The following is a 13,156-nucleotide window of genomic DNA, read 5'->3' as shown; positions in this document are numbered from 1 at the left end:
AGTCAGCGCTGCTGGATCTAGCTGGTAATAATAATGAGGTGAGAATTACAACCCGGTCTCGGCTTTCCACCGTTGTTTGGGCAGGCATTGCTCTTATGTCCCTTATCGTTGCGCTGTGGGGCGTAGATTCTGCAATCGCCGCGCGTGCAGAACACCGAATTTCTCATGACGTTCGCAACAACGCCCATCTAGATCAAAATCCCAGCGTCTATCTTGGAGGGTTTCCTTACGTCGGTGCCTTGCTTTCTGGGAAAGTCCCGGGCCTAGGTGTGAGTGTCTCCGACGTAGAAGTAAACGATTTTGGGCTTCTTACCACTACTGCTCAAGTCACCGACATCGAGCTCAACCGCTCCCAGCTCTTTAGTGGTGACGTAGAAGGAACCCATGCGCAACTGCTAACCCGCACCGTGGGATTTGACGCAGTAGCAGTGGGAAAACAACTCGATATTTTAGATTTAGACCTTTCCAACCCTTACGATGTGTCCCCTGCTGGCACCAACTCCAGCGAGGTACAACTGCGCGGGACGCCAGACGGCTTTAGCAAACCCGTCACCGTAATCGCGACTATGAGGCTTGAGGGTCCAACCTTTAAACTCACGCCTACCACGGTGGTTGACCGAGGAGAGTCCGACTTAGACGATCCCGCTATTTTCCGCGCCTTCACCTGGACTCTTAACACCAAAACACTCCCCATCAACGCGCAGGCCAGTTACGTCTATCTGGCGGGCGGAAGCATCCGCTTTGAGGCACAAGAACGCAACGTTACTTTGCGCCTGGAGGATCTTGCACCTGTCCGTTCTGCGTCTAACAAAGTAGTAGTAGATTAAAAGCGCTACATACGAGGATCAAAGAAGCTAAAAGCAAGCCGAAGCTTAGACATCGAGTTGGCTTTTACCGGATGAGTCGGCGCATAAACTTTGAGAGCGTCAGCCACAGCGCCTAGGCGAACACCATCGAATTTTCCTACAAACTCCCCGTCTGCCTGAAAACTTTGATCCTCTGCACATGTGATTTCCACGTCTATGGCGTCATCAAAACGCACGATACGGCGATTAAACCAGCGTTTCATCGCACGGTTATGCCCAAAACCCACAAGATGCGCCATGGCGGCCACACCACCTGGCCCCGATAAATCGGTCAACCCAAATAACCCCAGCCCTAGGTCAAAAGAATTCCTGGGGTTGGTCACCACGGGGACGGGTCCTAGAAAGGTCCAGGGGTTGGTGTTAGAAGCAATAAGAAGCGGCAGATCAGAGTGCTCAAAAAGCTCGCCTCCGCGACTTTTCGCCCGGACGCGCATCCGAGGGGGATGCCGATGTATGCGTCGCCATGCTACTAGTGCCGCGTGGAGGTAGCGCAGCGGTGTGGCTGCGGCACCTCGCTTGCGCACGCGCTCGACGCCCACGATTACATCCGCGTCAATGCCAAAGCCTGCGTTGACGGCAAACCAAGACTTGCCCCATGTTCCTAAATCGATGTTTCGGATTTTCTTGTGCTCCAACGCATCAACCAGTACTTCAGTAGCCTGAATGGGGTCTGGGGGAAACCCGAGCGCCCGGGCAAACACATTGGCTGAGCCTGTAGGGATCACAGCGAGAGTGGGAAGGTTCTCTCTGGGGTTACTTTCCGCCGGTCCTAGCAGCCCATTGATAATCTCATTCACCGTTCCATCACCGCCAACAGCGATGACCACATCGACGTCATCGGTACTTAGCCCCGCACAGATTTGCGTGGCGTGCCCCTGATAGTGAGTGAACTTTGCGTGCAACACCAAACCTTCCACAGAGCGCAGCAAGGGAATCACCGCTCCAAACAAGGCTGAGTCTTGAGTGGTGGAATTCGGGTTAGCTATGAGAAGAGCTCGCACGCCCCCACCTTATCGCCTTTGGCGAACAGTTGGGGTTCTTTGCATACTTGCCAGTAGGCTGAGTGGCTATGAGCGACGATCAAAACAACGTAGATGCTCCTGCGCTAAGCGGGAATGATGCTGTCAACCGCGCTGCGGAACAATGGAAAGAATCCGCCCTGCGCAATATCCCGGCGTTCGGCGATCTTCCCATCCCAGACGACACCGCAAATCTGCGCGAAGGCCCCAACCTCCACGACGGGCTTCTCGCGTTGCTTCCGCTGGTAGGAGTGTGGCGCGGCACAGGCCGAGCAGACACCGCAGAAGGCGGCCAGTATTCTTTTGGGCAACAAATTACCTTTGCCCACGATGGCGAAAACTATCTCACCTATGAGTCCCGCATTTGGAAGCTTGATCAGGACGGCAACCACGTTGGTCTAGACCAACGCGAGTCCGGTTTCTGGCGCATCAGCCTCAAAGATGAGATCGAGGTTGTGCTTACTCACTCCACCGGCGTTGTCGAGGTACTCTATGGCGAGCCCATGAACGAACGCGCCTGGCAAATCGAGTCTGCCTCGACGATGGTTACTGCCACTGGGCCGGCCTCCTTGGGTCCCGGCAAGCGTTTATACGGCCTCATGCCCAACAATAACCTCGGTTGGGTAGACGAGCGCATGGTTGATGGCGAACTCCGTCCTCGGATGTCTGCGGAACTATCCCGCGTCATTGGCTAGCCCAAAGCTGAATAGATAAGCTCGCGGATTTCATCCTCATTATCCGGACGCGCCAGCTTTACATCATTAATGCGACGCACCCGGGTGGCAACGCGCACTGAGCTCAGGAGCCATACGCTATCGGCTTTCTCAGTGAGATACTCCAGGTCCAGATCCTTGGTTTTACAGTTCCACCCGGCTGCGCGAGCTTGTTCAAAAAGCGCTGCTTGAGTTGTTCCTGGCAGGATATCTCCACCGGGATAGGGCGTGCGTATCTTCTTATCCCGAACCGTGATCACGGTCGACGTCGCACCTTCCAAGATGCGGTCCCCCTCGGTGAAAATGACGTCATCAAATCCGTTTGCGCGTGCCCACCGCAAGGCCGCCATGGTGGACGCATAATTGAGGGTCTTAGCCCCAAGAATCAGCCAGGGGACCGAGGTGGAGTCCACGTGATATCCCCGAGGGCTCGTCATCACACGCACGCCTTCGGCACGTTGTTGTACTACGTTCTCATCGACCTCGGTAATCGTTAGCCACGCAGAGGGATGGCCTGTGGACGCACGCCCACGGGTGTACGTCCACACGCATTTAGCGTCGCACGAGTTCTGTGCAAACCACTGTTCAATCGCCATGGTGGTGGCGTGCAGCCAATCCTCAATGTTGGGCTCCGGCAGATCCAGCAGCTTTGCGGAAGCCATAAAGCGTTGCGCGTGTCTTTCAACATTGCAGGCCTTCCCCTCGCGCAAGAGAAGAGTTTCAAAGACGCCATCCCCACGGGTGACCACGGCATCGTCCCAATAGACCAAGGGCAGCAACGGGCTATGCGTGCGCACTGACCCGCCATAGGGTTCTACCGCAAGGATTATAGGTTCAGATTTCCTCGGTTCGTGTCGATCGCACCGATGATCTTGATCTGATGAGCTGGAAGCCATGATTACTCATTATGCCCTGACAACCGCGCACTCGGCCGCGGTACGATCAAAATGTGACAAATTTTGAGAACTCTAACCCCCACGATCCCGCATATGTGTCTCCGCTTGCCACTTGGCCGGGTGCGGCGCTCCCCCAAGGCGACGACGATCTCCCCGAATATTCAGGTGTTGCCTGGCATTATGGCGCGCCGCTTACTGAACAACGCATCTTTGACACCGGCGTGGGGCTTATTGATCTTTCCCACCGCCGTGTTATCAAAGTCCACGGCCCGGAGGCCGGTGCCTTCCTGCATAATCTTCTTTCCCAGAAGCTTTCCGACGTCCCCCAGCGCCTAGCAGAAAAAAATACTGCAACCTCGGCTCTGGATCTGGACGCCCAAGGCCGCATCCTCCATCAAGTAGATATCCTCGCGGCACAGGACGCTGAGGACGCGCTCTATCTTCATCTTCCGCGGGCTCAGTACGAGACTTTTTTTGCTTTCCTCACCCGCATGATCTTTTGGTCTCAGGTCAAAGTAGAGCCCGCTGACCTTGCGGTTTTAACTCTCATGGGGGCTGGAGTCCCCCATTTTCCGTTACCAAGCTCAGACGCGGTTGTAGCTGCTGCACAGGTTCCAGGCTTTACCACCCACCGTTTAGATATTCTTGTGCATCGCTCAGAGATCATGAACACCGCTAAAGATCTCACCCTCGCTGGCGCTATCCCCACTGGGCTTATGGCTTTTACAGCAGAGCGAGTTCGAAGCCAACAGCCTGTTGTGTCCCTTGATCTGGATCATAAATCTATTCCCCACGAGGCTCCCCAGCTCATCGCAAACGCCGTACACCTGAACAAAGGGTGTTATCGCGGGCAGGAAACGGTAGCCAGGGTGGAAAATCTTGGACGCCCACCTCGCGCGTTAGTGATCGCGCTTCTCGACGGCTCCGCCCCGACCACCCCCAAGCCGGGAGATCCGATTGTCTCTGGAGGCAGGAGCGTCGGCAAGCTTGGCACGGTAGTCCAGGACTATGAGCTAGGCCCGATAGCCCTAGCAATGATCAAGCAGAGCGCACTGAAAGCCACCAATCTAGTGGTCGCGGATAACGTGGCCCTTGCCATAGATCCAGATTCGCTTCCCCAAGAGGATGATGAAAAACCTGGGAGAAAAGCTATCAATAGATTAAAGGGACTTTCTACCGATTAAAGGACTAAGCTTGGTTACCCCGCGGGGGTAACCAAGGAGAAAGTTCAGCACTGCGAACCCACGACTGAGGGGAAATTTTCTCTGGTTACGGCGGCGGTGCGACAAATCGGACTGTTTCGGGCTATTGTGTCTAACAGGAATATATACGTCGAATATTACAGCTTTCGGAGAAGCCCAAATTCCCAAGTCTTCTCCTGCTCACTCCAAGGGGGTCCTGCCATGGGTCGCGGTCGCGCGAAGGCAAAACAGACCAAGGTTGCACGCCAGCTAAAGTACAACACTCCGAATATGGATCTGGATTCGCTTCAACGAGAGTTAGCTGGGAAGTCCCCTAATTCTAGCGATAACTATGAGAACAACTATTCGGATGAGTATGCAGAGGACGATCAGTACGGGGATTACTCCGACTGGGAGAAAAAGTAGCAAGGCTTCGCCTTATGCTCTTAACTAGCTCCGCAACTTATACAATGCGAAGAGGCTCGGGAGGAATTACTCCCCCGAGCCTCTTCGCATTGCTTTTTATGTTTTAACTCGGATGGTTTCCGTTGAGGACTACGGATTCTTCGCCCTCAGCGCTCACGCGTACGGTGCCCAATTCCCATGCGTCGATATGCCGAGCGGTCAACATAGCCAGCGCACGATCGCGATCGCGTGGCGCGACAACTGCGACCATGCCCACACCCATGTTGAAGGTCTTCTCCATTTCCTCCTGGGGAACCTGCCCTACCGTCTCTATGAGGCGGAAGATCGGCGCTGGAGACCAGTAAGCGCGAGTAAGTTCTGCGGTGAGCCCCTCGGGGATAACACGCGCAAGGTTCCCAGCCAGGCCGCCACCGGTGACGTGACAGAAGGTGTGCACCTCGCACTCGTCAGCTAACGCTAAGCAGTCCTTTGTGTAAATCCGGGTTGGCTCAAGCAGTTCCTCACCTAATGTGCGATCTAGCTCTTCCACGTATCCCTCAAGAGGCAGTCCCGCCTTTTCCAACAACACGTGGCGCGCCAACGAGTAACCATTGGAGTGGAGGCCGGAGGAGGCCATCGCGATAACGATGTCCCCATTACGCACCCGGTCAGGCCCCAGAAGTTCGTCTGCTTCCACAACGCCCACGGCGGTAGCAGATACATCGTAATGACCCGGCTCCATGACGCCTGGATGCTCAGCGGTCTCGCCACCCAGCAAGGCACATCCCGCTTGGATACAGCCTTCAGCGATGCCGGCAACTATTTGCGCAACGTGCTCAGGAATTACCTTCCCAATAGCGATATAGTCCTGTAGGAACAGCGGCTCTGCACCGCAGACCACTAAGTCATCAACACACATTGCTACCAAGTCAATGCCGATAGTGTCGTGCTTATCCATCGCCTGGGCGATAGCAAGCTTAGTGCCTACGCCATCCGAACCAGCAGCAAGCAGAGGCTCGCGATATTTGCCAAGGGCAAAGAGTCCGGCAAATCCACCAAGCCCCCCGCGCACCTCCGGACGGGTTGCTTTCTTTGCCAAGGGGGCAAAGAGCTCGACAGCTTTATCGCCGGCTTCAATGTCCACGCCAGCCGCAGCGTAAGAGACTCGTTCTTTGGGATCCGTCATGGTCCTTATTGTCCTTGTTCTTGGTTTTTGAGAGTTTATTTTGTATTTGGTGCACTACGCATGCACCGCCGATAACAATTGCTAATCAATGCTAGCGCAGGAGCTTCGCTTCATGGCAGAGACCAATTCAGCGTTCTTATTTCCCTCAGGCATGCCGATGGGATAATTGCCGTCAAAGCATGCACAGCACAGCTCATTTCGCGGTTGCTTAGTCGCACCCACCATTTGCTCCGCAGAAACATACCCCAGCGAATCCGCACCAAGCGCAGAGCACACGGATTGAACAATTTCCGATTCATTATCGCCAGTAACGGCGTTAGCAATAAGCTCACCGGGACTAGCAAAGTCAATGCCATAGAAGCAAGGCCACTTCACCGGTGGCGAGGCAATACGGACGTGTACCTCAGCCGCGCCTGCTTCACGCAGCATTCGGATAAGGGCCCGCTGGGTATTACCGCGCACGATCGAATCATCGACGACGATCAATCGCTTGCCCTGGATAACCTCACGCAACGGGTTGAGCTTTAACCGGATACCCAGTTGACGCAGGGTTTGCGAGGGCTGGATGAAGGTTCGACCTACATAGGCGTTCTTCACTAGCCCCTGCCCAAAAGGAATCCCAGATTCTTGCGCATAGCCCACCGCAGCGGGGTTTCCAGATTCTGGCACTGGGATCACCAAATCCCCCTCAGTGGGAGACTCACGAGCAAGCCTGCGCCCAATCTCCAGGCGCGTGGCGTTGACGTTACGCGAGTGAATCGTGGAATCCGGTCTAGCTAGATAAACGTACTCAAATACACACGTCTTGCGCTGCGGCTGAGCAAAACGCTCACTGTGCACCCCGGAACCATCGATGGCAACCAACTCACCTGGCTCTATCTCTCGGACAAAGGAGGCGCCAACAATGTCTAGGGCGCATGTCTCAGAAGCCACAACCCACCCATTGTTTAACCTCCCAAGCGCCAAGGGACGAACTCCCCACGGGTCTCGGGCGGCATACATGGTTTTTCCATCGGTAAACGTCAAGCAAAACGCCCCACGCATCCTGGGCAAAAGCTCACGCGCCGAGTCCATCAGATCGCGCCCCTGAGCAATGCCATAAGCCAGAAGAGCAGTCATAACATCGGAATCAGAAGGAGCGCTCTCCGGTTTTACCAAACCGAGCTCTCCTGCTTCCGCCATGAGCTCAAGATAATTCACAAGGTTACCGTTATGGCACAGAGCTACGTCTGTTCCATCAGGGGCAACGCGGAACATGGGTTGAGAGTTCTCCCACATCACTCCACCAGCAGTGGAATAACGCGTATGCCCAATAGCTATGTCACCACTGAGGGATTCCAGCGTTTGCTCATCAAAAACTTGCGACACCAGGCCCAAATCTTTGAATACCACCACTTGGTCACCATTGCCTACGGCAATACCGGCAGCTTCTTGCCCTCGGTGCTGAAGTGCAAAAAGGCCAAAGTAAGTGAGTTTAGAAACTTCCTCGCCGGGCGCCCAGACACCAAATACGCCGCATTCTTCGCGGGGGGACTGCTCGCCGTGATCGTTGAGGTCTAAAATTCGACGCCCTTGATCAGGTTGCGTCGGGCTAGTAGTTGAGTGTGGAAAGTAATCGTTACAATGACGGTCAAATTGTGCCACTCACGTCATTCTAGCTCGTGATCCATGCATACACTAATGGGGTTAGGATACTGCACTTTATCCTAACGATGTTGGCAGGGTCACAAGCGGCAACCATTTTTCCATCTCGCCCACCCGGGTCCCTGAAGCGTCGACAGCGGGGTTCCCAGATAGCGGTTCCAGCCCCACCGCCACCCTCAACCATGTGCGCGGAGACATCTCCACGACGTTCGGCGGCGTCCCTCTCGTATGCCTAGGCCCTTCCACACATTGCACTGCAGCAAACGGCGGCACCCGCACCTCCACCGAGTTGCCCGGCGCGATCTGCCCCAGGGTGCGGACGCTAAGCCTTACGGCCTTAGCTAAGGACGCCCGCGAAGGCTCGGGGGCAAGTTGGGGGTCCACTATCCACTGCGCGACTGCCAGGACTGCCGCGCGGGTTTCTGCGGGATCGATACTGCGTGGTGCCATGAGTTTAAGCATATCTGGTGGCGTCGAGAAGCTAAGTGGGTTCACCTTGGGGCTTTTGTAATTTACTCAGCGCGGCGTACATTCTCCATATCCCCTAAAGTTCAAACCATTGAACTTTTTTGTTCATTTGTAGATTTGGAGGGTTAATCATGTCCCCTGAGGGACCCGCCGTGATCTATTTTTCCTCAGTCTCGGAAAACACAAAGCGGTTTGTTGAGAAAACAAAGTTACCTGCACAGCGCATCGGCCTAAGAGTCAAAGATGATCCCATCCACGCCTCCGCCCCCTTTGTCCTCATCACCCCGACATACGGTGGTGGCGACTTAGCCAAGGCCGTGCCCAAACAAGTAATCAAGTTTCTCAATATCCCAGAAAATCGGGAGCTATTAAGAGGTGTTATCACCTCCGGAAACCGCAATTTTGGTCCAGCATTCTGCTTTGCCGGAACCACCATTGCCCATAAATGCGATGTGCCCGAGCTCTATCGATTTGAGCTGTTAGGAACAGCAGTCGACGCAGAATATGTGCGCACTGCGGTCCTGCGTGCGCTAGAAAAAGCGCCCGCACACGCATAAACCACCCCCTAAAGTTTTATAAGGAGATCCATTCACCCATGAGTTATATCGAGCGATCCATTACCCCACCAGAATGGCGCACTTCCCCCCAAACCCCCATGCGCCCCGTGAACTGGAACCACACAGAAGACCCCAAGGATATGGAGGTGTGGCAGCGGCTCACCTCTAATTTCTGGCTACCAGAAAAAGTTCCGCTTTCCAATGACATCCCAACGTGGCGTGGGATGGGAGAAAATTACCGCACCCTAGTCACCCGGACTTTTACTGGCCTCACACTCCTTGACACCGTCCAAGCAACAGTCGGAGAGATAAGCCAGATCCCAGACGCTCGCACAGAACACGAGCAGGCCGTGTACACCAATATCGCTTTCATGCAGGCCGTCCACGCACGCAGCTATAGCTCCGTCTTTAGCACCCTCTGCTCCTCCGCAGAAATTGATGAGGCCTACTCCTGGGCAGTGTCTAATCCGCTACTCCAGCAGCGAGCGTCCTCCGTTATGAGCCACTACTACGGCGATGATCCTTTGAAGCGAAAAGTTGCCTCGACGCTGCTTTCCTCGCTTCTCCTCTACGCCGGCTTCTACCTTCCCCTGTGGCTTTCCACTCGCGGTCAGTTGATGAACACGGCAGACATGATCCGGTTAATTCTGCGCGATAAGGCAGTACACGGATACTATTCCGGCTATAAATATCAACGCGGCCTGGATGCAAAACCTCAGCGCAAAGACGAAATGGAAGACTTCACCTACAGCTTTTGCGACGAGCTCCTCGCCCTAGAAAAAGACTATTCCGCCGACCTCTACGCCAGCGTAGATACTCTCGAAGAACCTCGTCCCACCATTGATGGCGTTATGGCCTTTGTCTACTACAACGCAGACAAGGCCCTTATGAACCTCGGATACGCCCCCGCCTATGAGCTCCAGGCCGCTCATGTGAGTCCCGAGATAATCGCTGCGCTCACTCCTGAGTCTAATGAGACCCATGACTTCTTCTCCGGCTCTGGATCCAGCTACATCATCGGTCGCGCCGAAAACACCACCGAGTCTGACTGGGACTTCTAGCTTTTCGACGCTCCCTGGAAAGCCAAAACTACGTCACCAACAACCAGATAGCCACATGGTGTGCAATAGCGGCCACGATAGTGGCTGTATGAAAATGTTCGTGATAGCCGTAGATACGTGCACTGCGACCCGGCCAGCGCAGTGCATAAACAACGGCGCCCAGGGAATAGACCACTCCCCCCGCAGCTAGAAGCCAAACGATGGCCGGTCCGGCATTAGCCCAAAGGCTGGGAATCACCGGTATCACCAACCACCCGAGGACCAGATAAACGGACACGGCAAGCCATCGTGGGTGATCTACCCACACGAGTGCGAGTACCACGCCTAAGACAGCACCCGTCCAGGCCACTATAAGCACCCATGCGGCTGTGGATGGCGGCAAGGCCACGAGACAGAGCGGAGTGTAAGTGGCAGCGATAAAAACTGCGATGGTGGCATGATCAGCGCGGCGCCAACGGTTGACCGTATTTATACTGCGCCAGCGCCCTAGGTGATAAGAGGCAGATACTCCAAAGAGGGCTATTGTCCCTAAGACGTAAATCGTCACTCCTAACGCTTGCCACCATGCAAGCATGAGCCACGCAAAAGTAGCAAGAATAGCGCCCGATACCAGCGCAAACAAAGAAGCCACAGCATGAAACCATCCTCTAGTCTGTGGCCTCTGGCCACGGTCAACCACCACAGCCTTTTTCATGGTCACTGTCATTAGCCCTCCACCTTAAGTTACTACTGCGTAGGTTTCTCGAAGCCTACCTTCCCAACGCTTGCGTTGCCAAGACCTTGGACACAACAAAAGTGGGCTCCCCTGGCAAAATACACCAGAAGAACCCACCTGTTAGCTGTGTTTTATTCCACTACGGAATTGGCTCCCACAGCATGCCCAAACAACTCCGGAAGAGTGTTCTCCCATGCTTCACAGAGTTCCTGCACCCCAACGGCAAAGCCAGTGTTGGATCCCTGAACGTTCAGAGTGAGGTCATCGCGCGTGACACCCAACTTGAAAACCGGAATGCCCAATTCCCGAGCCCGTGCTTCTACGGCGTCCCCCGCTTGCGTGGCCACGACCACACGGGATGCAGACTCCGAGAACAAAGCCGTAAACATATCCGCATTTACCTCGGTTACGTCAACGTCCATGCCCTTACCAGCCTGTATTGCTAGCTCTGCCAGAGTTTGAGCCAGTCCGCCCTCTGAGACATCATGAGCTGCAGTTACAATGCCTGGTTCTGCAAAGAACCGCACAAGCTTTTCCTCATTGGCCAAATCCACGCGTGGAGGCATACCTGAGAGTCCCGCACCGGAGACCTGCTGCCAGATGGAGCCACCAAACTCATCAAAGGTCTCGCCTAGGAGATATAGCTCCTCTGCCCCATCAACGGTCCCCAATTTCGCGCCGATAGCTTGATGCACATCATCGATCACTCCCAAAACGCCAACGACGGGAGTGGGCAAAATAGCCTCGTCGCCAGTCTGGTTGTAGAAAGAGACGTTACCTCCAGAAACTGGGATCCCTAGCTCCTTGGAGCCATCCGCCAGGCCATGCACAGCTTCCTTGAACTGCCACATCACACCGGGGTCCTCTGGGGATCCAAAGTTCAAACAGTTGGTCACAGCAACCGGACGAGCCCCCGTAACCGCAACATTGCGATACGCCTCAGCCAGTGCAAGGCGCGCACCAGTATTAGGATCCAACTTGGTGTAGCGACCCGACGCATCCGCGGAGACAGCGACACCACGGTTTGTGGTTTCGTCGATACGCAAAACTCCCGCGTCCGCATTTTTAGCCTGAACAGTATTGCCGCGCACATAGCGGTCATACTGTTCCGTGATAAACGCACGAGAACACAGTGCAGGAGACGCAACCATCTCAAAGAGAGCCTGCTTAATCTCCGCCGCATCCGTGGGCTTATGCACGCCCGAGAATTCTTGCAAGGTGTCCTGCCACTCTGGGCGAGCCAGCGGACGATCGTACACGGGCCCCTCGTTAGCAATGGTGTGCGCCGGGGCATCCACCACGAGCTCCCCGCGATGGCGAATAATCAGATGCTTACCGTCTGTGACCTCGCCGATCTCCGCGCACGTAACATCCCAATGCGCACAAATTTCCCGGAAACGCTCCACATCCTCAGGGCGCACTACCGCGCACATACGCTCCTGAGATTCGGAGGACAGGATTTCCGCTGCAGTCATGTTTTCTGCCCGTAGCGGAACTGCGTCTAGGTTGACCTCCATCCCGCCGTCACCAGACGCAGCAAGCTCAGACGTAGCACAAGCCAAGCCGGCGCCGCCGAGGTCCTGAATTCCTACAACCACGCCTGCTTTATACAGGTCAAGGCAGCATTCAATGAGTACTTTCTCTGCAAAAGGATCTCCCACCTGTACGGCCGGAAGTTTGCGCTCTGCGCCTTCCACAAAAGTGTCGGAAGCCAGCACAGACACTCCACCGATGCCATCAAGACCGGTACGAGAGCCAAACAGCATCACCTTGTTGCCCAGGCCCGAGGCGAACGCTAGCTTAAGATCCTCTACCTTCAGCGTGCCCACACATAGCGCGTTGACCAAAGGATTTCCGGAATAGGACTCATCAAAGACGGTCTCGCCACCAATATTGGGAAGTCCCAGGCAATTTCCATAATGGGAGATTCCGTCGACTACGCCCGGCAATACTCGGGCAGTATCCGGGGCATCAGCGGGACCAAAACGCAGCTGATCCATAACGGCGATAGGACGAGCACCCATGGCCATAATGTCGCGGACAATGCCGCCCACACCAGTTGCGGCACCCTGATGAGGCTCAACATAGGAAGGATGGTTGTGCGACTCTACCCGGAAGGTGACCGCGTTACCGTCTCCGATGTCCACAACACCTGCGTTCTCGCCGATACCCGCGAGAATCTTCTCGCCCATCTCAGGCGTGGTGGTCTCACCGAAATAGCGAAGGTGCACTTTAGAAGACTTATAAGAGCAGTGCTCTGACCACATAACGGAGTACATAGCCAGCTCAGCATCTGTAGGGCGACGACCAAGGATATCTTTAATCCGAGCGTATTCGTCGTCCTTGAGCCCCAGGCTCGCATACGGTTGGTCAAGGTTTGGCTCAGCGGTTGCGGCCTCGACCGTGTCATTAAAAGTTGTGCGTTCAGTCATTACAATTGCCTCT

The 13,156-nt window shown here is 55.0% G+C and carries 13 protein-coding genes; 6 read left to right on the top strand and 7 right to left on the bottom strand.

From position 1 onward, the window contains the following. Positions 1 to 38 precede the first annotated feature (38 nt). A complete protein-coding gene (locus tag CpATCC19410_RS04530; RefSeq protein ID WP_013242569.1) occupies positions 39 to 827 on the top strand; it encodes an LmeA family phospholipid-binding protein in 789 nt (262 codons plus the stop codon). A gap of 5 nt (positions 828 to 832) precedes the next feature. On the opposite strand, the gene CpATCC19410_RS04525 is transcribed toward CpATCC19410_RS04530, so the two are convergent. Further along, positions 833 to 1,867 (bottom strand): diacylglycerol/lipid kinase family protein, encoded by a 1,035-nt coding sequence (locus CpATCC19410_RS04525; RefSeq protein WP_013242570.1) that lies wholly within the window; start codon positions 1,865 to 1,867, stop codon positions 833 to 835. Between the two features lie 68 nt (positions 1,868 to 1,935). Here CpATCC19410_RS04525 and CpATCC19410_RS04520 point away from each other — a divergent pair, with 68 nt between their 5' ends. Beyond that, positions 1,936 to 2,580: a heme-binding beta-barrel domain-containing protein gene (locus tag CpATCC19410_RS04520; RefSeq protein ID WP_013242571.1), complete on the top strand. Its 645-nt coding sequence runs from the start codon at positions 1,936 to 1,938 to the stop codon at positions 2,578 to 2,580. On the opposite strand, the gene CpATCC19410_RS04515 is transcribed toward CpATCC19410_RS04520, so the two are convergent. After that, positions 2,577 to 3,494 carry an aminodeoxychorismate lyase gene (locus CpATCC19410_RS04515; RefSeq protein ID WP_014401362.1) on the bottom strand — a complete coding sequence of 306 codons (918 nt, stop codon included), beginning with the start codon at positions 3,492 to 3,494 and terminating at the stop codon, positions 2,577 to 2,579. The two genes, CpATCC19410_RS04520 and CpATCC19410_RS04515, sit on opposite strands and share 4 nt — an antisense overlap. A 53-nt stretch (positions 3,495 to 3,547) precedes the next feature. On the opposite strand from CpATCC19410_RS04515, the gene ygfZ reads away from it, so the two are divergent. Both ygfZ and CpATCC19410_RS10830 read left to right on the top strand, forming a co-directional pair. Continuing rightward, positions 3,548 to 4,678, top strand: a complete 1,131-nt coding sequence (gene ygfZ / locus CpATCC19410_RS04510) for a CAF17-like 4Fe-4S cluster assembly/insertion protein YgfZ (RefSeq protein ID WP_013242573.1) — start codon at positions 3,548 to 3,550, stop codon at positions 4,676 to 4,678. 219 nt (positions 4,679 to 4,897) lie between these two features. Next, positions 4,898 to 5,101 carry a DUF3073 domain-containing protein gene (locus tag CpATCC19410_RS10830; RefSeq protein WP_013242574.1) on the top strand — a complete coding sequence of 68 codons (204 nt, stop codon included), beginning with the start codon at positions 4,898 to 4,900 and terminating at the stop codon, positions 5,099 to 5,101. Positions 5,102 to 5,204: 103 nt separating this feature from the next. On the opposite strand, the gene purM is transcribed toward CpATCC19410_RS10830, so the two are convergent. From purM to CpATCC19410_RS04490, 3 genes are all read right to left on the bottom strand, one after another. Then, a complete protein-coding gene (gene purM, locus CpATCC19410_RS04500) occupies positions 5,205 to 6,266 on the bottom strand; it encodes a phosphoribosylformylglycinamidine cyclo-ligase (RefSeq protein WP_013242575.1) in 1,062 nt (353 codons plus the stop codon). 81 nt (positions 6,267 to 6,347) lie between these two features. Then, positions 6,348 to 7,910, bottom strand: a complete 1,563-nt coding sequence (gene purF, locus CpATCC19410_RS04495) for an amidophosphoribosyltransferase (RefSeq protein WP_013242576.1) — start codon at positions 7,908 to 7,910, stop codon at positions 6,348 to 6,350. A 57-nt stretch (positions 7,911 to 7,967) separates the two neighbouring features. After that, positions 7,968 to 8,360 carry a sterol carrier family protein gene (locus CpATCC19410_RS04490; RefSeq protein WP_014401363.1) on the bottom strand — a complete coding sequence of 131 codons (393 nt, stop codon included), beginning with the start codon at positions 8,358 to 8,360 and terminating at the stop codon, positions 7,968 to 7,970. Positions 8,361 to 8,509: 149 nt separating this feature from the next. Between CpATCC19410_RS04490 and nrdI the strand changes: the two genes are divergently transcribed. Together nrdI and nrdF are read left to right on the top strand one after the other, a co-directional pair. Beyond that, complete coding sequence (gene nrdI / locus CpATCC19410_RS04485) at positions 8,510 to 8,935, top strand: class Ib ribonucleoside-diphosphate reductase assembly flavoprotein NrdI (protein WP_013242578.1); 426 nt, start codon at positions 8,510 to 8,512, stop codon at positions 8,933 to 8,935. 38 nt (positions 8,936 to 8,973) lie between these two features. Further along, entirely contained in the window at positions 8,974 to 9,996 is a 1,023-nt protein-coding gene (nrdF, locus tag CpATCC19410_RS04480; protein WP_013242579.1) for a class 1b ribonucleoside-diphosphate reductase subunit beta, read from the top strand. Between the two features lie 28 nt (positions 9,997 to 10,024). On the opposite strand, the gene trhA is transcribed toward nrdF, so the two are convergent. Together trhA and purL are read right to left on the bottom strand one after the other, a co-directional pair. Then, positions 10,025 to 10,702 (bottom strand): PAQR family membrane homeostasis protein TrhA, encoded by a 678-nt coding sequence (gene trhA, locus CpATCC19410_RS04475; protein WP_013242580.1) that lies wholly within the window; start codon positions 10,700 to 10,702, stop codon positions 10,025 to 10,027. 140 nt (positions 10,703 to 10,842) lie between these two features. After that, on the bottom strand, positions 10,843 to 13,143 hold the full coding sequence (purL, locus tag CpATCC19410_RS04470) for a phosphoribosylformylglycinamidine synthase subunit PurL (protein WP_014401364.1): 2,301 nt from the start codon (positions 13,141 to 13,143) through the stop codon (positions 10,843 to 10,845). Between the last annotated feature and the right edge of the window lie 13 nt (positions 13,144 to 13,156).

This window comes from Corynebacterium pseudotuberculosis (genome assembly GCF_002155265.1).
GTDB classification, from domain to species: Bacteria; Actinomycetota; Actinomycetes; order Mycobacteriales; family Mycobacteriaceae; genus Corynebacterium; species Corynebacterium pseudotuberculosis.
This window is presented reverse-complemented; position numbering and strand designations above follow the sequence as displayed.